The 24,797-nt window shown below is 28.8% G+C and carries 18 protein-coding genes, 4 tRNA genes and 3 rRNA genes; 11 read left to right on the top strand and 14 right to left on the bottom strand.

What is annotated here, in order from left to right; genetic code table 11:
- Positions 1–2: 2 nt before the first annotated feature.
- Positions 3–1,982: a ribonuclease R gene (gene rnr, locus H0H44_RS01760; RefSeq protein ID WP_185871428.1), complete on the bottom strand. Its 1,980-nt coding sequence runs from the start codon at positions 1,980–1,982 to the stop codon at positions 3–5.
- Positions 1,983–2,125: 143 nt separating this feature from the next.
- On the opposite strand from rnr, the gene H0H44_RS01755 reads away from it, so the two are divergent.
- Entirely contained in the window at positions 2,126–2,944 is an 819-nt protein-coding gene (locus H0H44_RS01755; RefSeq protein WP_185871427.1) for a glycogen/starch synthase, read from the top strand.
- Positions 2,945–2,984: 40 nt separating this feature from the next.
- A complete protein-coding gene (gene glmS, locus H0H44_RS01750; protein WP_185871426.1) occupies positions 2,985–4,838 on the top strand; it encodes a glutamine--fructose-6-phosphate transaminase (isomerizing) in 1,854 nt (617 codons plus the stop codon).
- A 2-nt stretch (positions 4,839–4,840) separates the two neighbouring features.
- Here glmS and H0H44_RS01745 read toward each other — a convergent pair whose 3' ends face one another.
- The 5 genes from H0H44_RS01745 to H0H44_RS01725 all read right to left on the bottom strand — a co-directional run bounded on the left by H0H44_RS01745 (position 4,841) and on the right by H0H44_RS01725 (position 8,018).
- Positions 4,841–5,581, bottom strand: coding sequence for a uroporphyrinogen-III synthase (locus H0H44_RS01745; RefSeq protein WP_185871425.1), 741 nt, complete (start codon positions 5,579–5,581; stop codon positions 4,841–4,843).
- Positions 5,582–5,661: 80 nt separating this feature from the next.
- Positions 5,662–5,732 (bottom strand) — tRNA-Cys (locus tag H0H44_RS01740).
- A 29-nt stretch (positions 5,733–5,761) separates the two neighbouring features.
- Positions 5,762–6,118: a dihydroneopterin aldolase gene (gene folB / locus H0H44_RS01735; protein ID WP_185871424.1), complete on the bottom strand. Its 357-nt coding sequence runs from the start codon at positions 6,116–6,118 to the stop codon at positions 5,762–5,764.
- A gap of 9 nt (positions 6,119–6,127) precedes the next feature.
- Positions 6,128–6,742, bottom strand: coding sequence for a superoxide dismutase (locus H0H44_RS01730; protein WP_185871423.1), 615 nt, complete (start codon positions 6,740–6,742; stop codon positions 6,128–6,130).
- Positions 6,743–6,818: 76 nt separating this feature from the next.
- Positions 6,819–8,018, bottom strand: coding sequence for a phosphoglycerate kinase (locus H0H44_RS01725; RefSeq protein ID WP_185871422.1), 1,200 nt, complete (start codon positions 8,016–8,018; stop codon positions 6,819–6,821).
- A 157-nt stretch (positions 8,019–8,175) separates the two neighbouring features.
- On the opposite strand from H0H44_RS01725, the gene H0H44_RS01720 reads away from it, so the two are divergent.
- Both H0H44_RS01720 and H0H44_RS01715 read left to right on the top strand, forming a co-directional pair.
- Positions 8,176–8,616 carry an RpiB/LacA/LacB family sugar-phosphate isomerase gene (locus tag H0H44_RS01720; protein ID WP_185871421.1) on the top strand — a complete coding sequence of 147 codons (441 nt, stop codon included), beginning with the start codon at positions 8,176–8,178 and terminating at the stop codon, positions 8,614–8,616.
- Positions 8,607–8,680: transfer RNA gene (locus tag H0H44_RS01715), tRNA-Asn, on the top strand. The genes H0H44_RS01720 and H0H44_RS01715 overlap by 10 nt, the downstream gene beginning before the upstream one ends.
- Before the next feature lie 87 nt (positions 8,681–8,767).
- On the opposite strand, the gene gmk is transcribed toward H0H44_RS01715, so the two are convergent.
- The gene (gene gmk, locus H0H44_RS01710) at positions 8,768–9,355 is read right to left on the bottom strand and encodes a guanylate kinase (protein WP_185871420.1); all 588 of its coding nucleotides are present in this window, start codon (positions 9,353–9,355) and stop codon (positions 8,768–8,770) included.
- Between the two features lie 59 nt (positions 9,356–9,414).
- Here gmk and H0H44_RS01705 point away from each other — a divergent pair, with 59 nt between their 5' ends.
- A complete protein-coding gene (locus H0H44_RS01705; RefSeq protein WP_185871419.1) occupies positions 9,415–10,404 on the top strand; it encodes an aspartate-semialdehyde dehydrogenase in 990 nt (329 codons plus the stop codon).
- A gap of 5 nt (positions 10,405–10,409) precedes the next feature.
- On the opposite strand, the gene rsmI is transcribed toward H0H44_RS01705, so the two are convergent.
- Positions 10,410–11,072 (bottom strand): 16S rRNA (cytidine(1402)-2'-O)-methyltransferase, encoded by a 663-nt coding sequence (gene rsmI / locus H0H44_RS01700; protein WP_185871418.1) that lies wholly within the window; start codon positions 11,070–11,072, stop codon positions 10,410–10,412.
- A 249-nt stretch (positions 11,073–11,321) separates the two neighbouring features.
- Here rsmI and H0H44_RS01695 point away from each other — a divergent pair, with 249 nt between their 5' ends.
- Positions 11,322–11,759: a hypothetical protein gene (locus H0H44_RS01695; RefSeq protein WP_238786118.1), complete on the top strand. Its 438-nt coding sequence runs from the start codon at positions 11,322–11,324 to the stop codon at positions 11,757–11,759.
- A gap of 30 nt (positions 11,760–11,789) precedes the next feature.
- Here H0H44_RS01695 and H0H44_RS01690 read toward each other — a convergent pair whose 3' ends face one another.
- Genes H0H44_RS01690 through queA form a run of 4 tightly spaced genes read right to left on the bottom strand, consistent with a single transcriptional unit; the run spans position 11,790 to position 15,983 of the window.
- Positions 11,790–13,682, bottom strand: coding sequence for a type IA DNA topoisomerase (locus H0H44_RS01690; RefSeq protein WP_394798469.1), 1,893 nt, complete (start codon positions 13,680–13,682; stop codon positions 11,790–11,792).
- Positions 13,683–13,707: 25 nt separating this feature from the next.
- Complete coding sequence (locus tag H0H44_RS03120) at positions 13,708–13,908, bottom strand: toprim domain-containing protein (RefSeq protein WP_394798460.1); 201 nt, start codon at positions 13,906–13,908, stop codon at positions 13,708–13,710.
- A gap of 13 nt (positions 13,909–13,921) precedes the next feature.
- A complete protein-coding gene (locus H0H44_RS01685; RefSeq protein ID WP_185871417.1) occupies positions 13,922–14,899 on the bottom strand; it encodes a polyprenyl synthetase family protein in 978 nt (325 codons plus the stop codon).
- A gap of 40 nt (positions 14,900–14,939) precedes the next feature.
- A complete protein-coding gene (gene queA, locus H0H44_RS01680) occupies positions 14,940–15,983 on the bottom strand; it encodes a tRNA preQ1(34) S-adenosylmethionine ribosyltransferase-isomerase QueA (RefSeq protein ID WP_185871416.1) in 1,044 nt (347 codons plus the stop codon).
- Positions 15,984–16,247: 264 nt separating this feature from the next.
- On the opposite strand from queA, the gene H0H44_RS01675 reads away from it, so the two are divergent.
- The 5 genes from H0H44_RS01675 to rrf all read left to right on the top strand — a co-directional run bounded on the left by H0H44_RS01675 (position 16,248) and on the right by rrf (position 21,202).
- Positions 16,248–17,782: ribosomal RNA gene (locus H0H44_RS01675) — 16S ribosomal RNA — on the top strand.
- 141 nt (positions 17,783–17,923) lie between these two features.
- Positions 17,924–17,997 (top strand) — tRNA-Ile (locus tag H0H44_RS01670).
- Positions 17,998–18,018: 21 nt separating this feature from the next.
- Positions 18,019–18,092: transfer RNA gene (locus H0H44_RS01665), tRNA-Ala, on the top strand.
- A gap of 54 nt (positions 18,093–18,146) precedes the next feature.
- Positions 18,147–21,042, top strand: a 23S ribosomal RNA gene (locus H0H44_RS01660).
- A gap of 48 nt (positions 21,043–21,090) precedes the next feature.
- Positions 21,091–21,202, top strand: a 5S ribosomal RNA gene (gene rrf, locus H0H44_RS01655).
- The 16S, 23S and 5S rRNA genes sit together here with 2 tRNA genes alongside, the layout of an rRNA operon.
- Before the next feature lie 4 nt (positions 21,203–21,206).
- Here rrf and H0H44_RS01650 read toward each other — a convergent pair.
- On the bottom strand, positions 21,207–22,919 hold the full coding sequence (locus tag H0H44_RS01650; RefSeq protein ID WP_185871415.1) for a ribonucleoside-diphosphate reductase subunit alpha: 1,713 nt from the start codon (positions 22,917–22,919) through the stop codon (positions 21,207–21,209).
- 10 nt (positions 22,920–22,929) lie between these two features.
- The gene (gene rpsA, locus H0H44_RS01645) at positions 22,930–24,741 is read right to left on the bottom strand and encodes a 30S ribosomal protein S1 (RefSeq protein ID WP_185871414.1); all 1,812 of its coding nucleotides are present in this window, start codon (positions 24,739–24,741) and stop codon (positions 22,930–22,932) included.
- Positions 24,742–24,797 lie beyond the last annotated feature (56 nt).

The following is a 24,797-nucleotide window of genomic DNA, read 5'->3' as shown; positions in this document are numbered from 1 at the left end:
AATTACATGTTATTTATCCAGTCAAGAACAATTTGTTTTTTTTCCATATTAACATTTATAAGTTTAACTTTAACTTTATCTCCTAAATGATAAATTTTTTTTTGTTTTTTTCCAATTATAGTATAATCATTTGAATTCAAAACATAAGAATCTTCTTTGATGTCATCTAATTTCACCATACCTTCAGTTTGAAATAATAACAAATCAATATAAACACTCCAGTCAGTAAAACCTGTAATCACACCATAAAATTCTTTTCCTATAAATTTTTTTATATATTTAACTTGTATAAATTTTAGAAATTCTCTTTCTGCATCTGTTGCTATACGTTCTTTATAACTACAGTGTTGAGATTGTTCTTCATAAAATTCTATTGGATGAAGTTTGTATTCTTTATTATTTTTTTTATTATCTGTTTCTTTTTTTATTTCTATTAAATAATAATTTAATAAACGATGCGCTATTATATCTGAATATCTTCTTATGGGAGAAGTAAAATGAGTGTAATATATAAAAGACAAACCATAGTGTCCTATATTATGTGTAGAATATTTAGCCTTACTCATAGCACGAAGAATTAAATTCTCAATCATATTTTGTTCTGGTTTTCCTTTAATTTGTTTTAATAAATGATTTATAGAATTTTTTAAATTTTTTAAATTAAAAAAATAACCTAAAGGTTCTATAATTTTTTTTAGAAAAAAAATTTTTTTATGATCAGGTTCATCGTGTACTCTGTAAATATAGAGTTTATTAGAGGGTTTTTTATTTGAATTTAAACTAACAAATTCTGAAATTTTTTGATTAGTCAATAACATAAATTCTTCAATCAAACGGTGAGCATCATTGTTTTTTTCTAAAGATAAAGATATTGGGTAATTTTTTTCATCTAAATTAAATTTTACTTCCATTTTATCAAGATAAATAGCTCCATTTTTTAATCGATTTTGAATTAATATTTTAGAAAATAAAAATAATGTGTAAATATCTTCATAATAATCTCCTTTTTTTTGTTCAAGTATATATTGAACTTCATCATATGTAAATTTTTTATTAGATCGTATTATAGTTTTTCCAAACCAATTTTTCAGTATTTTCCCTTGTTCATTTATATTAAAAATATAAGAAAAACTTAACTTATCTTTTTTTGGTTGTAATGAGCAAAGATCATTAGATAATATTTCAGGAAACATAGGAATAACTTTTCCTACAAAATAAATGGATGTAGCACGTAAATATGCTTCTTTGTCTAATAAACTTCCTTCTTTAATATAATAAGATACATCAGATATATGTACTCCTATTTCCCAAGTATTTTTTTTCAATTTTCTAATGGAAAGAGCATCATCAAAATCTTTTGCATTAAAAGGATCTATAGTAAAAGTATTAACGTTTCGCATATCTCTTCTTGTATCTATATCTAAAGTTTGTTTAGAATAAATTTTTTCAGCTTCATTTTCTATCTCTTTAGAAAATTTATAAGAAATTCCATATTCTTCTAATAAAGAAAAAATTTCTGTTTTATATTCTCCACAAGTTCCAAATGTTTTAACAATTTTACCTATAGGATTTTTTGATTTTCTAGGCCATGATGTAAGTTTAACTAAAACCTTATCGTTATGATTATATTTTTCCAACTTCTGTATTGGAACTAATATAGTTACATGAATATTATTATTTCGTACTATTCCATATTTATTATTAGATTCAACGTTAATTTTTAGAATCCCAATGAATTGATTGGTTTTTCTTTTAATTATTTTTAACACTTCTCCTTCCATTTTTTTTCTTTTTTGAGAAGAATAGAATCTAATTTTTACTAAGTCTCCTTCTAAAGCTCTATTTGTTTTATTTTTAGGAATAAAGACATCTTTATGAAATTCGCTTACATGAACAAATGCATATCCATGATGAGTAATTTTAATAAATCCTGTGGATAAATTATTATAATATTTTTTTTTTATTCTTCTTTTTTTTTTCATGACAAAAACATATCTATCTAGAATCTAAAGATTTTAAATCGAAAAAATTACTTGATATTTTTGTTACTAAACTTAGTTTATTATTTATTATATTTGCAATGATCCGTTTTTTTACTATATATAAAAAATAAAATAACTCTAAGATGACAAGTAAACGTATATTATATGTTTCTTCGGATTTATTTCCTTTTTCTTCAGAGAACACAATATCTTTTTCTGTATTGAAAGTCACTAAATTTATGCAATCAACAGGAAATGATGTACGTATATTTATGCCTCGTTTCGGAATCATAAATGAAAGAAGGCATCAATTACATGAAGTTATTCGTTTGTCAGGTACAAATTTAGTCATCAATGATATTGATCAACCTTTATTAATTAAAGTTGCTTCTATTCCTGATGCTAGATTACAAGTTTATTTTATAGATAATGAAGAATATTTTAAAAGAAAAGCAATAGATGAAGATGAAAATGGAATTTTTTTTCAAGATAATGATGAAAGAGCTTTATTTTTTACAAAAGGTGTTTTAGAAACTGTAAGAAAACTAAATTGGAAACCTGATATTATACACATATATGGATGGATGAGTTCTTTTATTCCTTTATATATCAAAAATTTATATAAAAATGATCCAGTGTATCAAACTGTAAAAATCATTGTGTCTATTTATAATAAACCTTTTAAAGGTTTTTTGAATAAAGATATTATTCAAAAAATTAAATCTGATGGAATAAAATCTAGACAATTAAAATTGTTGGAAAAACCAAATTATTTTAATCTAATCAAACTGTGTATGTATTTTTCAGATTCTATTATAAAAGGAGATTTTATTTTTCCTAAGGAAATAGAAGATTATATAAAAGAAAATAAATTGTTAGTATTAAAATATTATCCTGTAGAAGAGATAGAAACCGTTTATCAACAATTTTATAAAGAAACTTTTTTAGAAGAGATAAATTAAATTAATAAATAGATAAAAAAAATTATAATTTTATCTAAAAATGTGTGGTATAATCGGTTATTTGGGTCATAAAGAAGCTTATCCTATCATTATTAATGGATTAAAAAAATTAGAATATAGAGGATACGATAGTTCCGGTATTGCTGTTTTCTATAAAAATGGATATAATTTATATAAAACAAAAGGAAGAGTTTATGAATTGGAGAAGAAAATTTCTTCTTGTAAAAAAAAAATAAAAGGAACTACGGGTATAGGTCATACAAGATGGGCTACTCACGGAATAGCAGATCATATCAATGCTCATCCTCATGTTTCGAATTCTAATGAACTTATTATAATTCATAATGGAATTATAGAGAATTATTATGCTATTAAAATTATTTTATTAAAAAATGGATTTACTTTTAAAAGTCAGACAGATACAGAGGTTTTAGTTAACTTAATCGAATATCTTAAAAAAGAAAATAAATTATCATTAGAAGAAGCTGTTAGAATTTCTTTAAACGAAATTATAGGGGCTTATTCTATTGTTGTAGTAGAAAAATCTCATCCTGAAACAATTATAATTGCAAAATTAGGAAGTCCTTTATCATTAGGAATAAATAATAAAGAATTTTTCGTTGCATCTGATCCTATTTCTTTTATAAATTATACTAAAAGTGTCCTTTATTTAAAGGATGGAGAAATGGCTATCCTTAAGAAAGGAAAAGAATTAGATCTTAGAAAGATTATAGATAATCATAGATTAAATCCAATTGTTAAAAAACTTAAAATTAATTTAAAAGAAATTGAAAAAGGGGAATATAAATATTTTATGTTAAAGGAAATATATGAACAACCTAAAACAATTTTAGATACCTTACGTGGTAGATTATTAATTCCGGAAAAAATTATTTGTATTAATGGAGTAGAATTTAATAAAGATATTTTTATCCATGCTAAATGTATAACTATAGTGGCGTGTGGGACCTCATGGCATGCTGGTTTGATTGGAGAATATTTATTAGAGGAACTTACACGTATTCCAGTAGAAGTAGAATATGCTTCTGAATTTCGATATAGAAATCCTATTTTAGGAAAAAATGACGTTATTATTGTGATTTCGCAGTCAGGAGAAACAGCCGATACTTTAGCAGCTTTAAAATTAGCAAAAAAGAAAGGGGCTTTTGTATTTGGAATTTGTAATGTAGTAGGATCATCTATTGCGAGAAATGTAGATGCAGGAGCTTATACACATGCAGGACCTGAAATTGGTGTAGCTTCTACTAAAGCTTTTACAGCACAAATTACGGTTCTTATATTATTATCTTTAATCATAGGAAAAAACAGATCTACCATTAATAATAATCGTTACAAATTCTTATGTAAAGAATTAGGTTTAATCCCAGAGAAAGTTGACTATACATTGAAGATAGTGGATAGTATCATAAGAAAAATATCTCAAATATATTATAATGTAAATAATTTTTTGTATTTAGGAAGAGGAATTAATTTTCCGGTTGCTTTAGAAGGAGCTTTAAAATTAAAAGAAATATCCTATATACATGCAGAAGGTTATCCTGCAGCAGAAATGAAACATGGACCTATAGCCTTGGTAGATGAAAATATGCCAGTGGTATTTGTTGCTATAAAAGAAGGATTTTATAATAAAATTGTGGCAAACATACAAGAAATAAAAGCTAGAAAAGGGAAAGTTATAGTTATAATTAACGAAGATGATACTCAAGTTAATATGTTAGCTGATCATGTAATAAAAATACCAAGTACCCCTGAAATACTTAGTCCATTATTAACTGTTATTCCACTTCAATTATTAGCTTATCAAATTGCTTATATACGTGGAGAAAATATAGATCAACCTAGAAATTTAGCAAAATCAGTGACAGTAGAATAACTTTATTTTTTTATAAATTTCTCTAAAGCCATAACCATAGAAGGAAATTCTGGAGTTGGTACTTGAATATCAATTTTTAATCCTGCTTTATAAGCAGCATTTAAAGTATTTTTCCCAAAAGTAGCAATTTTAATATTATTTTGATCAAAATTAGGAAAATTATCAAATAAAGATTTTATTTCTGCTGGATTAAAAAAAACTAAAATATCATAGTATACATGTTTTAAATTTAGATCTGATAAATTACTAGAAGCTGTTTTATATAAAATAACTCTTTTCCAGAAAATATTTTGTTTATTCAAGATATCAGGAATTTCAGGTTTTAGTATATCTGAAGAAGGTAAGAGAAATTTTTCTTTATAGTGTTTTTTAATGTAAGGAAGTATATCTTTAAATGATTTGTTTCCAATATGAATTTTTCTTTTTCTGAAGACAATATATTTTTGTAAATAATAAGCTATAGATTTTGTTTGACAGATATATTTCATAGAAATGGGAACTTTAAAACGCATAGATTCTGCCAATCTAAAATAATGATCTATAGATTTTTTACTAATAAAAAGTAATACAGTAAAATCAGAAAATTTAATTTTCTGTTTTCTTACTTCGATAGAAGAAGCACCTTTTACTTCTATAAAAGATCGAAAATCGATATTTACATTTTTATTTTTGCTAAGCTTTATATATGGAGTGTTAGAGTCTCTATTAAGAGATTGTGAAATCAGAATATTATTAGTCTTCATCCTTATTTTACAATAGAGTTAGTTTGTTGATTTTAAGAGTGTAAATTTATGCAGAAAATTAATATAAAAAAAGTAGAAAAAGGCACAGAGCGGAATCGAACCGCTGTAAAAGGTTTTGCAGACCTCTGCCTATCCATTCGGCCACAGTGCCATTAATTAAAAAAATATAAAAACAATTAATTAATTATCTAAAATAACACAAACTCTATCTACATTCCCTTGTAATGGAGGGTTTTCTTTACAGATTTTAACTTTTGTATGTTTGATTAAAGGTTTTTTATATTTTTTTATAATTTTTTGGATTATTCTTTGTGCTAAATGTTCAATCAATTTAGAATTAATTTTCATTTCTTCTTTTACAATGCAATATAAATCTACATAATTAATAGTTTGAGTTAAATTATCACTGACAGACGCTTGATAAAAGTCAAATTCAACTTCTATATTAATTGTATAATAAGATCCAACATATTTTTCTTCTGACATGCATCCATGAAATCCAAGTAATTTAATATTCTCTAATATAATTTTCCCCATTAAAAAATATTACTTTTTTATAGCTTTTTTATAGTTTTCTTCCACTTTCGTCCAATTTACAATGTTCCAAAAAGAAGAAATATAATCTAAACGACGATTTTGGTATTGTAAATAATAAGCGTGTTCCCAAACATCTAATCCTAATATTGGAATACCTTCACAACCTATACCATTCATAAGAGGATTATCCTGATTTACTGTCGAACAAATTGTTAATTTTTTTTCTTTTACACATAACCAAATCCATCCAGAACCAAAATGATTAGCTGCAATTTTAGAAAAAGATTCTTTGAAAGAATCAAAAGAATTAAAATTTCTTTGAAAAAGATTATTCAAACTTTCACTTAGATTAGTATATTTTGTATGAGGAATTAATATATTCCAAAAAAGATTATGGTTATAAAAACCACCGCTATTATTACGTATTGTTGAAGATTCAATATGAGCTCTTTTCAAAATTTCTTCTATAGAAAAATTTTCCATATTTGTATTTGAAATGGCCTTATTTAGATTGTTAGTATAAGCATTGTGATGCTTATTGTAATGAATATCCATAGTTTTTCTATCTATATAAGGTTCAAAATCATGATATGAATAAAATAATTTTGGAAGTTTAAATGACATATTTAATTATTTATTTCAAGTAAACAAATATAATTAAAAAAAATCTTGTTAATTAATTTAATATTGATTGTGGTATTTATGATATTATTGCTTCTATTCCTGGAAGAGTTTTATTATTCAAATAATACAACATAGATCCTCCTCCAGTAGATAAATAGCTTATTTTTTTTTCGTAGTTTCCCATTTTTAATGAAGCAAGAGAATCTCCGCCTCCTACTAAAGAAAAAGCTCCTTTTTCAGTTGCATTTGCAATTGCTTTTGCCATTGATTTAGTTCCTAAAGAAAAATTTGAAAATTCAAAAACACCTACAGGTCCATTCCAAAAAATAGATCCTGATTTTTTTATAATTTTACAGAAATTTTTTATGGAAGAAGGACCTATATCTAAACCCATCCATCCATCCGGAATGGAATAAATAGACACAATTTTAGTATTAGCTTCATTTTTGAATGAGTCAGCAACTATTACATCATCTGGTAAGTGTATAATATTTTGATATTTATACAAAATTTTTTTCAATATTTTTTCAAATTTTTGATTTTTTTCTATCATAGAATCTCCTACTCTTCCTCCTTTTATTTTCACAATAGGATAAGACATTCCTCCTCCTATTAAAATAGAATCTGCAAACTTAATAAAATTTTCAATAATCTCTATTTTAGAAGAAATTTTTGCTCCTCCTAGCAATACAGTAATAGGTTTTTTTCCTTTTCCATGTAAAAATTGGTTTAAGTATTGTATTTCCTTTTTCATAAGAAAACCAATACATTTTTTTTGTTTAAAAAATTTTGGAAGAATAGTGATAGAAGCATGTTTACGATGAACAACTCCAAAAGCATCATTAACATAGATATTTCCCAATTTCGACAATTCATAAGCAAAATTATGATCTTCTTTTTCTTCTTCTTTATAAAAACGAAGATTTTCCAATAATAAAATTTCTCCAGGTTTTAATGCATTAACTTTTTCTATTACAGTTTTTCCTACACAAACTTCACAAAAGTTAACAGAAATTTTTAGTTTTTTAGATAGATGGTCTGATAAAAATTTGATAGAATGTTCTTTACGAAAAATCCCTTTTGGTCTTTTAAAATGAGAAATAAGAACAATTTTTCCTTTATCAGAAAAAATTTTTTTAATAGTAGGAATACTATATCTAATACGTGTATCATCTGTAATTTCAAAAAATTTATTTACAGGAACATTAAAATCAACTCTTATTAAAGCGGTTTGATTTTCAAAATTAAAATCATCAATAGTTTTTATTTTTTTCACAAATAAAATAAGATCAAAAACCAAGTTTACAAACTTACTAAATTTATTTTTTTAATTTAAATTTAAATGTATTTAATGTATATTTATGTTTCTTGGTTTTACTAGGTTTTCCTTGTTTATTTATTCTATTTTATTGTGCTTAAAATGTGAATTGTGAATGATAATAGCAATAGGATCTGATCATACAGGAATTTATTATAAATATTCGATAAACAATTTTTTAATTGAAAAAGGACATAAAATTATAGATTTTGGATATTCTGAATACGGTAAAAAAGTTGATTATCCTGATTTTATTCATCCTACAGCAGAATTTGTGAATAGAGGAAAGGCTAATTTTGGAATTATCATATGTGGAAGTGGAAATGGAGCAGCTATGACAGCTAATAAATATCAAAATATTCGTGCAGCTTTAGTATGGAAGAAAGAAATTGCTATTTTGGCGAGAAAACATAATAATGCTAATATCATTAGTTTACCAGCGCGTTTTGTAGATAAAAGTAAAATTATGGATATTGTGAAAATATTTTTGGAAACAAAATTTGAAGGTGGTAGACATAAAATAAGAATAGAAAAAATACCTAAAAATCCTCAGTAGCTCAGTTGGTTAGAGCACCTGACTGTTAATCAGGGTGTCGCTGGTTCGAATCCAGCCTGAGGAGTTATTACGGAAGATGTAACTCAGTTGGTTTGGAATAGAGGTCTGGAGCGTGTGATTACTGTGGTTCAAGTCCAGTCAACCACGATTGTTATTTATTTTCATAAATGAAATTAGATACTATTTGAATAGCTTTTTTTTTTGCTTGAAACAAATCAACATTTAATAAAACAAAATCAAATAAATTTGCAAATTTATTTTCTTCTTTAGCCTTATTTACACGAATATTTATATTTTTTTTATTTTCTTCTGAATTTTTGTAATATCTTTTAGTTAACCTTTCTTTTAAAGTCTTTATAGAATTTACCATTATAAATATAGATAAAGAATTATTAGGGTATTTTCTTTTTAAATTTAATCCTCCTTTCACATCTATATCGAATAAAATATGTTGATTAGATTTCCAAATTTGGAAAATTTCATTTTTTAAAGTTCCGTAAAATAAATTGGGATAAACTTCTTCCCATTCTGCAAATTGACTCTTTTTTATTTTAGAAATAAAAGAGTTTGTAGACAAAAAATAGTAATCTTTTCCATGTATTTCATTGTTTCGAATTGATCTTGTAGTACATGAAACAGAAAATTTTAATTTTGGAACTTCTGAAAGTAAACAATGTGAAATAGTTGTTTTTCCAGATCCAGAAGGACCTGATAAAATAATCATTTTTCCTTTTTTCATTATTTTGCCATAACTTTAACTTTATGGAAAATTAAGTTTTTATAAAAAATTCATATGAAATGAAATTAGGTATAGTAGGTGTTACGGGGATGGTAGGTCGTGTAATGATTAATCTTTTAGAAGAAAGAAATTTCCCATTAAAAGAATTGTATCTTTCTGCTTCTGAAAGATCTATCGGAAAAAAAATTTGTTTTAAAAAACAAGAATATAAAATTTTGAGTATATATGATTTATTTTTAAAAAAACCTAATATTGTTTTATTTTCAGCAGGATCTGATATATCAAAAGAATGGGCTCCAAAGTTTTCAAATATAGGATCTACAGTTGTAGATAATTCATCTGCTTGGAGAATGGATTCTAGAAAAAAATTAATTGTTCCTGAAATCAACGCTTTTTCCCTATCTAAACAAGATAAAATTATTGCAAATCCAAATTGTTCTACAATACAATTAGTTATGGTGTTGTTTCCATTACATATAGAGTATAAAATAAAAAGAGTTATTATTTCAACTTATCAGTCTGTAACAGGTACTGGAAAAAAAGCTTTAGATCAATTACATCAAGAAAAAAATGGGGATTATTCTTATAAAATATATCCGTATTCTATTTATCAGAATGTTTTACCTCATTGTGATCATTTTACAGATCATGGATATACTTTAGAAGAAATGAAGTTAATAAATGAAACAAAAAAAATTATAAATGATTATAGTATAGCAATAACAGCTACCGCTGTACGTGTTCCCGTTATAGGGGGACATTCAGAAAGTGTAAATGTAACATTTAGAAAAAAACCTAATGTAAATCGTATACATGATATTTTATCCAAAACAAAAGGAATAATAGTTCAAGATTTTCCAAAAAAAAATATTTATCCAATGCCATTATATGCTCATGGAAAAGACGAAATTTTTGTTGGTAGAATACGAAAAGATTTTTCATTTGAAAATTCCATAAACATTTGGATAGTAGCAGATAATCTTCGTAAAGGTGCAGCTACTAATGCTATTCAAATTGCAGAATATTTAACAAAAAAAAAATATGTTTAGTTATTTCACATTTTTTCAATAATAATTGTATATTCTCCTAATATTTTTTTTATATTTTGATAGTATAAAATCATTTTTTCTATGGTTCCTCTTGATATATTTTGAAAATATTTAGATATTTCTTTACATATAACAATATTTCTGTTTGAACCGAAGAAATATTTTATATCATTTAATGTTTGTAATAACCTGTGAGGAGACTCATATAATATAATCGTTCTATTTTCTTTAGATAAATTGTTTAGTTTAATTCTTTTTTTTTTTTTGGATAGAAAACCAATGAAGGTAAATTCATTAGCAGATAAACCTGAACAAACTAATGCTGGAACAAAAGCTGTAGGTCCAGGTAAACATTCTATTTTAATGGATGCTTCTATACAAGATCTAATAAGTAAATAACCTGGATCAGATATACCTGGAGTTCCAGCATTAGATATTAAAGCTAACTTTTTTCCTTTTTTGATTTTCTTTATAAGAGAAGGAATTATTTTATGTTCATTATAAATATGATATTTATTTGTATTATTTTTAATATTATAAAAATCAAATAATTTTTTAGAAAATCTATAATTTTCAACTAAAATTAAATCCACTTCTTTTAAAATTCGTAAACCTCTGAATGTAAAATCTTCTAAATTTCCTATAGGAGTGGGAACAATATATAACATATTAAAATAAATTGTACAATAACAATATTATAATAAATCTAATATTTTTATTATTATGATAAAAAAATTATAACTTTCATTTATGCTATTTTATTAAAATAAAAATTTTTGTAATAATAAATTAGGTCATGTAAAATGTTTTTTTTGAAATTTAGAATTTCATTCTATACTTTGAATTCTATTCTAGAAAAAAGAATAGAGTATAGTTCATAAGTTAGTTTAATGCATTAAAAGAATTAATTAATGCTGATGAAATCAATAATAATGAGAGGAAAACAGTATATATTTAGAAGTAATTTAGTTTCTGGGGATATCATATTTAAATATGATTTAAATGGTTTTTTGAGAGAAATTATTTTTCCAAAAAGACTTTCTTTATCACATTATATATGGATAGGAAAATACTTACCTTATAATGAATCTATCATTAATAAAATGAAAAATTCTAGGGCAGCTTTTTCAATTGAAGAAATTCCTGCTGATTTATCTTTTAACCGTTTTTGGACAGATTATAGATACAAGGTCGGAAAAAAAAGAATGGCTGAAAATATATGGAACCGGATGTCTTTATCTGATAAATTAAAAGCGTTATCTTATATACCAAAATATTTAGATCATGTTAAACGTACAGGACATGATCAAGCCTATCCAACAACTTATTTAAATCAAAGATATTTTGATAGTTAATTTAACTAATTATTTATCAAATAAAATTCTTTAATTTTTTTTATTTCTATTTTCGATTATAATATTTATAGCTTGTTCTAAGTTAAATGAATTATCAAAAAATATATTTTCATCAATGGGAATTGATTGATTGTTATGTTTAATGTAAATATTGTACTTATTTATTTTTAAATAAATTTCATTATTTTCGAACATTCCTAGTAGTTTGGGTAACTCAAGCATTTTTAATGCTTCTGTAAGAGAGACTGCCTCTATTTTTTGTTTGTTTAATAAAGGAGAAAATTTTGGTTTTTCTTTATTCTTAAATTCTCCCATTTGTATGATAGGTCCATATTTAGCTATTTTGGCAAAAATTTTTTTTTTAGATTTTGGATCCTTACCCAAAAAACGTTCTTTAGAAATTTTACTTACATTTTTTTCCACATATTTTATTTTTTTATAAAATTTATTATAGAAATTTTCAAGAGTTTTAATCCAAGATTGTTCCCCTTTAGCTATTTTATCAAAATTCTTTTCTAGATTTGAAGTAAAATTATAATTTATTATTTCATCAAAATTTTTCTTTAAAAAATCAGTAATTAAAATACCTATTTCTGTAGGATAAAATTTACTTTTTTCTATTTCAATAATTTTATCATTTTTTTCAATAATTGAATTTCCTTTTAAAAAAAAAATTTCGCGTATTTTAGTTTTTTTTAAGATTTTTTGTATATTAACATAATTTCTTTTTTGTATAGTAGAAATTATGGGAACATAAGTAGAAGGCCTTCCTATTCCTAATTTCTCTAATTTTTTTACCAAATTAGCTTCATTATATCTTTGTATATGATCTTTTACAATTTGTTGGGCTATAATTTCTTTTTTTTCCAAAAAAGATCCTTTTTTTATTGAGAAAATATCATGTTTATCTTTTTTTTCTTCTTTACTTTCATTTGAAATTTTCATAAATCCATCAAAAAAAACAGTTTTTTTTATACAAATGAAAAAATTTTCTAAATGAGAAGATTTAATATAAATTTCTTTTTTTTCAAAAATAGCATCTGTCATTTGTCCTTTAACTGTTCGGCTCCATATAAGTTTATAAAGACGTTTTTGAAAAATATCTAAATTCTTTAGATAATCTTCACCATAATTGATAACAGTAGGATGAATTGCTTCATGAGCTTCTTGAGATAATTGGTTATTGTTTTTTGAAAATTTTCTTATAAATAAATATTTTTTTCCATATAAAGAGAGTATAAAATTTTTAATATCTAATAATATACTTTTTGATAAATTTGTACTATCCGTTCTAATATATGTAATAAATCCTTTTTCATATAATTTTTGAGCTATTAACATTGTTTTGGATATGGAATAGTTTAGTTTTCTATAAGCTTCTTGTTGTAGAGATGAAGTTGTGAATGGAAGAGGAGGACTTTTTTTTTCCTGTTTTGTAGAAATTTTTTTAATTATAAAACTACTATTCATGCATAATGTTAAAATGTTTTTCATTTTTTCTTTATCTTCCACTTTTTTTTCCAGTTTAGCATTGAGAGTTATCTTTTCTTTAGTATTAATAAATGTTCCACTTATTTGATAAACTGGAGAAGGAATAAAATCTTGTATTTTTTTTTCTTGTTCTACTATTAATTTTACAGCTACAGATTGAACTCTTCCTGCAGAAAGACCTGTATTAATTTTTTTCCATAAAATAGGAGATAATTGAAAACCTACTAATCTGTCTATAATTCTTCTAGTTTGTTGAGCATGAACCAAATTATAATCAATTAATCTTGGGTTTTTTATAGCATTGTAGATTGCATTTTTTGTGATTTCGTGAAAAACAATTCTTCTATATTTTTGATCAGGAATGTTAAATGTTTTGTAAATTTGATAAGCTATAAACTCCCCCTCACGGTCTTCATCTGAAGCTAACCAGATGATTTCATGAGTTTCTATTAGTTTTTTAAGATTTTGAAAAATTTTTTTTTTTAGATAGAATTACATAATTAGGTTTAAAATTTTCTTCAATCTTGATTCCTATTTCTTTCTCTGGTAGATCAATAATATGTCCATGACTAGATACCACGTAATAATTATTTCCAAGAAATGTTTGTATTGTATGAGCTTTAGTAGGGGATTCTACTATTACTAAATTTTTTTTCATTATATGTTTAAATTTATTGATTTCTTTCCACAACAAAATTTACCATTATTTTTAATGTTTCTTTAATCTTTCCTTCCGGATAAAATTCTAATATTTTTAATGCATTATTACGAAATTTAATCATTTTTTGAGTAGCATATTCTAATCCTCCATATTTTTTTACATAATCCATTATTTGATGTCTTTTTTTTTCGTCATAATTTCTTATATAATTTAGTATACATTTTTGATCTTTTTTAGAAGCTTTTTTTATAGCATAAATAAGAGGAAGTGTTATTTTTTTTTCTCTCAAATCTATCCCTACAGGTTTTCCTATAAAATTATTATTTTTTTCTTCATAATCAAATAGATCATCTTTAATTTGAAAAGCTATGCCTGTAAAAATTCCAAATTCTCTCATTTTTAAAGCGGTTTTTTCATCTGTACTAACTGAACGTGCTCCTGCTTCACAAGAAGCTGCAATTAAACTAGCTGTTTTATGATAAATAATTTGATTGTAAATTTTTTCAGTAATATCTAAATTTTTAGATTTTTCTATTTGTAATAATTCTCCTTGACTCATATCTTTTATAGTTTTACATACAATTTTTAGTAAGTCATAATAATTATTATCTGTTGCAATTAAAAGGCTTTTAGAAAGCAAATAATCTCCCATTAAAACAGCTATTTTATTTTTCCATATAGCATTAATGGAAAAAGTACCTCTACGAAGAGAACTATTATCGATAACATCGTCATGTACTAAAGTAGCTGTATGTATTAACTCAATTAAACAAGCTGTATGATAAGTTTTTTTTTGTATGTTTCCTAACATCTTGGCTATTAGAAAAACAAATATAGGACGAATTAATTTTCCTTTTCTGTGAATGATATAATGAGTAATTTTATTTATAATAGGAATATTGTTTTTAATTGTATCCGAAAATTGTCTTTCAAATTCTTTGATTTCTTTTTTTATGGTAGCTTTTATTTTTTCTAAAATAATTTCCATGATATTGCAATAAAATCTTAATGATTTCTTAATAATATATTTATAGTATTAACATGGCATCTCCATAAGAATAAAATCTGTATTTTTCTTTTATTGCGATTTGGTATGCTTTCATTATTAAATCAAAACCTGTAAAAGCTGCTGTCATCATAAGTAACGTTGATTTTGGCATATGAAAATTCGTAATCATAGAATTAGATATGCTGAAGTTGTAAGGAGGAAAAATAAATTTATTAGTCCATCCAGAAAATGGATTTAAGTTTTTATCAGAAGAAACAGAGCTTTCGATAGCTCTCATAGATGAAGTTCCAACTGCACAAATTCTTTTTTTTTTTTGAATAGAAGAATTAATTATTTTGCAAACTTTCTCATTTATAGAACATTCTTCGGAATCCATTTTATGTTTTGATATATCTTCTACTTCTACAGGGATAAAACTTCCTAATCCTAGGTGTAAGGTTATTTCTGCTAAATTAATTCCTTTTATTTCTAATTTTTTTAATAAGTGTTTTGAAAAATGTAAACCTGCTGTAGGTGCTGCTACGGATCCTTCTTCTTTAGCGTATACTGTTTGATAACGAAATTTATCATTTTTTTCTGGTTTCCTATTAATATATTTAGGTAAAGGAGTTTTTCCTAATTCTTTAATTTTCTTTATTAATTCCTCATGACTACCATTAAAATTAAGTTGTAAAATTCTACCTCTAGAAGTAGTATTATCTATCACTTCTCCTGTTAATCCATATCCAAAATTTAATTTATTTCCTACTCTTACTTTTCTTGCAGGATCAACTAATACATCCCATGTTCTATCTTTTGAATCTAATTCTCTAAGTAAAAAAACTTCTATTTTAGCTTCGGTTTTTTCTTTATTTCCAAATAATCTTGCTGGAAAAACTTTAGTATTATTAAGAATAATGGTATCTCCTTCCTCAAAATATTCATGTAAATCTTTAAATAGTTTATGTTCTATTTTTTGATTTATTCTATGAATAACCATTAGTTTAGATTCGTCTCTTTCTTGTGTAGGAAATTTAGCAAGAAGATTTAAAGGAGATATAAAATCAAAATCTGAAGTTCTCATTAATAATAAAAAAATTTTTTATATTGCATTTATAAAATTATATTATTTTTTTTCTAAAATAAAAAATAAATATATACATTTATTCTTGTCATTATTATTTTTTTTTTAGGGAAAAAAATGTATACTTGTATACTCATCTTATATAGTATTTATTGTTCTTTGCATTTTAAATGAAAGAAAGCTTCTAAGCCTGATAATACTTAATAATATTTAAGGATTTTCTAATCAAAGTTTTACGTGTATTTGATACTAATTTTTTTTTATACAACGGAGAGTTTGATCCTGGCTCAGGATGAACGCTAGCGGCGGGCTTAACACATGCAAGTCGTGGGGCAGCATGAAATCTAATATTTTAGATTTTGATGGCGACCGGCGTACGGGTGCGTAACACGTACGTAACCTGCCTTTTGCTAGAAAATAGCCTGAGGAAACTCGGATTAATATTCTATAGCATAGTAAAATCGCATGATTTTATTATTAAAGTAGAAATACGGCAAGAGATGGGCGTGCGTCCGATTAGTTAGTTGGTAAGGTAAAGGCTTACCAAGACGATGATCGGTAGGGGGCCTGAGAGGGTGATCCCCCACACTGGTACTGAGACACGGACCAGACTCCTACGGGAGGCAGCAGTGAGGAATATTGGTCAATGGAGGAAACTCTGAACCAGCCACGCCGCGTGCAGGAAGAATGCCTTACGGGTTGTAAACTGCTTTTGTTTAGGAATAAAAATTCTTACGTGATAAGAATTGTGAATGTACTATACGAATAAGTGTCGGCAAACTCCGTGCCAGCAGCCGCGGTAATACGGAGGACACGAGCGTTATCCGGATTTATTGGGTTTAAAGGGTGCGTAGGCGGTTTATTAAGTCAGTAGTGAAATATTACAGCTTAACTGTTAAAATTGCTATTGATACTGGTAGACTTGAGTGAGACTGGAGTAGCTGGAATGTGTGGTGTAGCGGTGAAATGCATAGATATCACACAGAACACCGATCGCGAAAGCAGGTTACTAAGTCTATACTGACGCTGAGGCACGAAAGCGTGGGGAGCAAACAGGATTAGATACCCTGGTAGTCCACGCCGTAAACGATGATCACTAGTTGTTGGATTCATTTCAGTGACTAAGCGAAAGTGATAAGTGATCCACCTGGGGAGTACGGTCGCAAGACTGAAACTCAAAGGAATTGACGGGGGCCCGCACAAGCGGTGGAGCATGTGGTTTAATTCGATGATACGCGAGGAACCTTACCAAGGTTTAAATGTACTACGAATAAGCTAGAAATAGTTTAGTCTTCGGACGGAGTACAAGATGCTGCATGGTTGTCGTCAGCTCGTGCCGTGAGGTGTTGGGTTAAGTCCCTCAACGAGCGCAACCCTCATTGTTAGTTGCCAGCGAATAATGTCGGGGACTCTAACAAGACTGCCGACGTAAGTCGAGAGGAAGGTGGGGATGACGTCAAATCATCACGGCTCTTATACCTTGGGCTACACACGTGCTACAATGGTCGGTACAAAGGGTTGCAACTGAGTGATCAGAAGCTAATCTCTAAAAGCCGATCTCAGTTCGGATTGGAGTCTGCAACTCGACTCTATGAAGTTGGAATCGCTAGTAATCGCATATCAGCCATGATGCGGTGAATACGTTCCCGGGCCTTGTACACACCGCCCGTCAAGCCATGGAAGTCGGGGGTACCTGAAATCGGTGACCATAAAAGGAGCTGCTTAAGGTAAAATTGATAACTGGGGCTAAGTCGTAACAAGGTAGCCGTACCGGAAGGTGCGGCTGGAATATCTCTTTTTTAGAGTTTTTAACTTAACAGATTAGAAGTCCTATATGTTATGTAAATTAGGCTAGAAGCTTTCTTTCTTTAATTATGATCAAAAAATATTAAGAATATACTAATTTTAAATTAATAAGATAATTAAGGATAAATAAAATCAGTCTCGTAGCTCAGATGGTTAGAGCGCTACACTGATAATGTAGAGGTCCGCGGTTCAATTCCGCGCGAGACTATTGATTTTTTTTAAGTGGGGGGGGGAATTAGCTCAGATGGCTAGAGCGCCTGCTTTGCACGCAGGAGGTCATCGGTTCGACTCCGATATTCTCCATTTTTTTTGATTTGAAAGTTCTTTGACATACATAATATACAATTAATGAGCAATGAAAAAGCTAATCAAGGGCGTATGGTGGATGCCTTGGCTCTGAGAGGCGAAGAAGGACGTGATAAGCTGCGATAAGCTGCGGGGATTGGCATATACGAATTAATCCGCAGATTTCCGAATGGGGAAACCTATCATATTAATAATATGATATTACTTTTTATTAAGTAAAGCGAACCTAGAGAACTGAAACATCTAAGTATCTAGAGGAAAAGAAAACAATAGTGATTCTGTTAGTAGTGGCGAGCGAAAGCGGAAAAGCCTAAACCATTATAGTCTAGGCTATAGTGGGGTTATAGGTCTATAAATAAAATTATTCTTTTATAGTAGAATGATTTGGAAAAATCAATCATAGAAGGTGATAATCCTGTATATAAAATGGAAGAATAATATAAATAGTAACCTGATTAGGACGGGACACGGGAAATCCTGTCTGAATTTACCGGGACCATTCGGTAAGGCTAAATACTACTCAGAGACCGATAGTGAACTAGTACCGTGAGGGAAAGGTGAAAAGTACTTCGAATAGAAGGGTGAAATAGATCCTGAAACCATACGCTTACAAACTGTCGGAGCTTTTTTTAAAGTGACGGCGTGCCTTTTGCATAATGAACCTACGAGTTAATTTTTTCGGCAAGGTTAAATAGTTCAGCTATGGAGCCGTAGCGAAAGCAAGTCTGAATAGGGCGTAATATAGTCGGAAGAATTAGACGCGAAACCGAGTGATCTATCCATGAGCAGGTTGAAGCTGTGGTAACACATAGTGAAGGACCGAACCGGTTGACGTTGAAAAGTCTTCGGATGACTTGTGGATAGGGGTGAAAGGCCAATCAAACTCGGAGATAGCTCGTACTCCCCGAAATGCATTTAGGTGCAGCATCGTGTTAAATAATACAGAGGTAGAGCTACTGATTGGATGAAGGGGTTTCACCACCTACTAATTCCTGACAAACTCCGAATGCTGTTATTATGTTTCACGGTAGTGAGGGCATGGGTGCTAAGGTCCATGTCCAAAAGGGAAACAACCCAGATCATCAGTTAAGGTCCCCAAGTATATATTAAGTTGAACAAACGAAGTTTAGTTACTAAAACAGCTAGGATGTTAGCTTGGAAGCAGCTATTCATTTAAAGAGTGCGTAACAGCTCACTAGTCGAGTGACTAAGCATGGATAATAATCGGGCATAAATATATCACCGAAACTATGGGATTGATTAATTAAATCAATCGGTAGGGGAGCATTGTAATAGCATAGAAGTTATATTGTAAGGTATAATGGAGTTATTACAAAAGAAAATGTAGGTATAAGTAACGATAATGCGGGTGAGAAACCCGCACACCGAAAAACTAAGGTTTCCTTAGCTATGTTAATCAGCTGAGGGTTAGTCGGTTCCTAAGATGAAATCGAAAGGTGTAATTGATGGAAAACCGGTTAATATTCCGGTACTTGCTTTTATTGCGATGGGGAGACGGAGTAATGAAACTGTCGCGTACGAACGGATGTGTACGTTGAAATAGTTAGGTATAAAATATATTGGAAAAACCGTATATTTTGCTGATCTATGATAGTACCATAATCCTTCGGGAGAGTGGATAGTACAGGTAAGAGCTTCCAAGAAAAACCTCTAAGCTTTCAGATAAAAGCAAACCGTACCTAAACCGACACAGGTAGTTGAGGAGAGAATCCTAAGGTGCTCGAGTGATTCACGGCTAAGGAACTAGGCAAAATGAACCTGTAACTTCGGGAGAAAGGTAGCCTTTTTTAAAGGCCGCAGCGAAGAGATCCAGGCGACTGTTTATCAAAAACATAGGACTCTGCTAAATTGAAAAATGACGTATAGGGTCTGACACCTGCCCAGTACTGGAAGGTTAAAGAAAAAGGTAAGCTTCGGCAAAGCTTTTAACTGAAGCCCCAGTAAACGGCGGCCGTAACTATAACGGTCCTAAGGTAGCGAAATTCCTTGTCGGGTAAGTTCCGACCTGCACGAATGGTGTAACGATCTGGAAACTGTCTCAGCCGTGAGCTCGGTGAAATTGTAATATCGGTGAAGATGCCGATTACTCGCAATGGGACGAAAAGACCCTGTGAACCTTTACTATAGCTTCGTATTGGTTTTGATTAAAAAATGTGTAGGATAGGTGGGAAACTTTGAAGCGTTGTCGTCAGGCAATGTGGAGTTGTCCTTGAAATACCACCCTTTTTTTAGTCGAAATCTAACTTAATTTAAAAATTAAGAACATTGCGTGGTGGGTAGTTTGACTGGGGTGGTCGCCTCCAAAAAGGTAACGGAGGCTCCCAAAGGTACCCTCAACACGTTTGGTAATCGTGTGTAGAGTGTAATGGCATAAGGGTGCTTGACTGTGAGACTTACAAGTCGATCAGGTACGAAAGTAGGGCATAGTGATCCGGTGGTTCCGTATGGAAGGGCCATCGCTCAAAGGATAAAAGGTACTCCGGGGATAACAGGCTAGTCTCCCCCAAGAGCTCACATCGACGGGGAGGTTCGGCACCTCGATGTCGGCTCGTCACATCCTGGGGCTGAAGAAGGTCCCAAGGGTTGGGCTGTTCGCCCATTAAAGTGGCACGCGAGCTGGGTTCAGAACGTCGTGAGACAGTTCGGTCTCTATCTATTGCGAGCGTTAGAAGCTTGAGTGGCCCTGATTCTAGTACGAGAGGACCGAATTGGACGAACCTCTGGTGTATCAGTTGTGTCGCCAGGTGCATCGCTGAGTAGCTATGTTCGGAAGAGATAAGCACTGAAAGCATATAAGTGCGAAGCTTTCCACAAGATTAGGCTTCTTTTTTTAAGGGTCGTTGAAGATGACAACGTTGATAGGCTACAAGTGTAAAGATAGTAATATCATAGCTGAGTAGTACTAATTACCCGTAGGCTTTAAATTTTTCGTGACGTTGTATATTATGCTATGTCTTTTTTAATAGCATTTTTTTTGGGTGGTTATAGCAATGTGGACCCACCTCTTCCCCATACCGAACAGAGAAGTGAAACACATTAGCGCTGATGGTACTGGTTTATTCTGGGAGAGTAAGTCGCTGCCCTTTTTTTTTATAGCAAACTTTCCGAATACAAATCTCTATTTTTTGTATCTGCACGAATAATACTTTCGCTTCTATAGTAATAAAGACTTTTTAATCCTATTTTCCAAGCGTCAATATGTACTTTATTTATATATTTTGCTGGAGCATCTTGATGAAAAGAAAGATTTATACTTTGTCCTTGATCAATGTATTTTTGTCGTATACTGGCTTGTTTAATCAATTCTAATTGATTAATTTCTTTAAAACACCTAAAAACGTTTTTTTGTTCTTCACTGAGAGTAGTTAATCCAAGACAAGATCCTCTTTCATTAGCTATTTGTTCCCAAACTTCTGGAGTGTTATATCCATTTTTTATGAGTATTTTTTCTAAATAAGGATTTTTACGAATGTGCATTCCTTTCGAATCATCATCCACATATATATTTGCAGCTAGAGGTTCTATACCTTGAGAAAGACCACCAGCTAATTTAGCAGAACTTCTATTAGGTGCCATAGCCATTAAAGTTAAATTTCTTCTTCCTGTTCCTATATTCCATTCAGATTCCCCATATTCTTTAGCTAAATACTTAGTAGCTTTTTGAGATTCTAACTGTATATACTTAAATATACTATGTGTTAACATTTCGGATTGAATAGATATGAAAGGAATCATGTTGGATTGTAAGTATGAATGCCATCCTAAAGTACCTAAACCTAAAGCTCTACTTTTTTCTGCAAAACGAACAGCATCTTCTATCCCTCGTATATTTTTTCCTTTATCAATAAATTCTTGCATTACGGAATCAAGGAATAAAATGGCATAAAAAACAGTATTTGTATTTTTCCATTCTATATATTTATATAAATTCAAAGAAGAGAGACAACATACTAAAGTGTGATTTTCATTTGTTGGTAACATAATTTCTGAGCAAAGATTGCTGTGATGTATTTTCAAACCATGTTTTTTCCAATTTTCTGGAAGATTTCTATTAGCATTTTCTTTAAAAAAAAGATATGGCTCCCCAGTTTGAACACGTTCTTTAAGAGTATCAATCCACAAAGATCGTTCCTTTCCATTTTTTTCTAGTACTTTTTCCATAAAAGAATTAGAAATTATTACACCTTGATGAACATTATGACATTGACGATTAATATCCCCCTTAGGTTCTCTAATTTTTAAAAATTCTGGATATTCTTTATGTTCTATGTTTAAATAAATAGCCACAGCACCTCTACGTGTTCTACCTTGTTTACTAGCAACTATAGCACTATCATATGATTTAATAAAAGGAATAATTCCATCAGAAATTCCTAATGTTCCGTTTTTTATAAAACTACCTACAGGTCTAACCAAACTAAAATCATAAGATGTTCCTCCACCATGTTTACTAAGTATAGCCATCTCTAAATTTTTTCTGTATATTTCGTACATACTATCTCCAATTCTTCCAGAAAAACAACTGATGGGTAAACCTTTTTCCGTTCCAAAATTTACCATAACTGGAGTAGAGGGTATAAACCATCCTTTCCAAAAAATATTAAAAAATTCACTTTCTATTTTTGGTTTTTTTAAAATTCTTGCTGCGTTTTTTGCTAATCTTTGATATGCTTCAAAAGGAGTTTCTCCATTCAACAAATATCCACCTTTAATTGTAGTTAAATATAATTCATTATTAGCCCAAATGGGAAAATCTTTATCTACCTTCCATCCTTCTTTTTCTGCAATAGGGTGTGTTTCCATTATTTTAGAACTATTTATTTTTTTCTTTTTCTATTTGTTCTTTCAATTTAACTAATCCCTCTATATCACCGAGAGTTGATCTCTCAAATTTTCTATTTCTCACACGTTGTTCTTTTTTTTGAACCTTATCACGATAAGTAGACGTATGAGAAATCACAATTTTTTTAGATTCTTTATTAAATTCAATGATTTTAAAACTAGCTTTTTCTCCTTTTTTAAGAATTGAACCATCTTTTTTTTCTAAGAAACGTAATGGAACAAAGGCTTCTATTTTTTGATCTTCTATAAACTTTACAGAAGCTCCTTTATCAAATAAGTTTGATATAACTCCGTTATGGATGCTTCCAACATAATAAATTTTTTCATATTTTTCCCATGGATTTTCTGTTAATTGTTTATGTCCTAAATTTAATCTTCTTGCTTGAGTATCTAAAGCAAGTACAATGACTTCTAATTCATCGTTTATACTGCAGAATTCAGAAACATGTTTTATTTTTTTAACCCATGAAAGATCATTAGTATAAATTACTCCAATAATTCCTTTTTCCAATTCTATAAAAACTCCAAAGTTTGTAAATTTTTTTACAATCCCAGTATGTCTTGAACCTATAGGATACTTCGCTTGCACATTAATCCAAGGGTCTGGAGTTAATTGTTTTACGCTTAAAGACATTTTTCTTTCCTGACGATTTATAGTTAATATAATAGTTTCTAACTCATCTCCTATTTGCACAAAGTCTTGAGTAGAAGATAAATCCGTAGACCAAGACATTTCACTGATATGTAATAATGCTTCTACACCTGGAATGATTTCAATAAATGCTCCATAATCGGCTAAAACACTTACTTTACCTTTTACTTTACTTCCTACTTTTAGATTTTTATCTAAAGAATTCCAAGGATGAGGTTGTAATTGTTTTAACCCCAATTGTACACGATTTTTATCCTTATCTACACCTAATACAACAAATTTTAATTCCTGTTCTAATTGAACCACTTCTGTAGGATGATTAATGTGAGGCCAACTCATATCAGTAATATGTAACAGAGCATCTACACCCCCTAAATCTACAAAAGCTCCATAAGGAAGAATATTTTTTATTTTCCCTTCCAATACTTGACCTTTATCCAACTTTGATATCATTTCTTTTCTTTGTTCTTCAATATCTCTTTCTATTAATACTTTATGAGAAACAACAACATTTTTCGTTTTTTGATTAATTTTAACTACTTTTAGTTCCATAGTTTTCCCAACATAAGTATCATAATCCCGAACAGGTTTTACATTGATATGTGATCCAGGTAAAAAACATTCTATATCAAATATTTCAATAATTAATCCTCCTTTTGTTCTAGCTGCAACATAACCTAATATTACCTCTGATTTCTCATATGCTTCATTAATACGTTGCCAATTTCTTAACATTTTTGCTTTTTGATACGAAAGAATACATTGTCCTTTGTAATCAATTTTTACTACCATCACTTCTATTTCACTACCCACCTGAATATCAGTATTTTCTCTAAATTCACTAATAGGAATAGCTCCTTCAGCTTTGAATCCAATATCTACAATAATAGTTTTGTTCGAAACATGTGTAACAATTCCTTGATATATTTCTAATTCTTGAACATCTGGTAAAGTTTTTGTATATATTTCTTCAAATTTTTTTCTTTCTTCTTGTATCTCATTATTTAAATGAGTTTCGTATTCCGTCCAATCGAAACTTACTTTTATATTTTCCTGATCGTTCAGTTCTTCATTTTTTATTTCATATGAAATGGATGATTTTTTTTTTATTTCTTCAGCTTGATTAGACATAATTTTTATTATTTTTTTACTTTTTTTCTATTCAAAAATACATAACATGGATGGAT

It is taken from the genome of Blattabacterium cuenoti (assembly GCF_014252115.1).
GTDB lineage: Bacteria > Bacteroidota > Bacteroidia > Flavobacteriales > Blattabacteriaceae > Blattabacterium > Blattabacterium cuenoti_AK.
The sequence above is the reverse complement of the archived record's forward strand: the minus strand, read 5'-3'. Positions and strand labels throughout refer to the sequence as shown.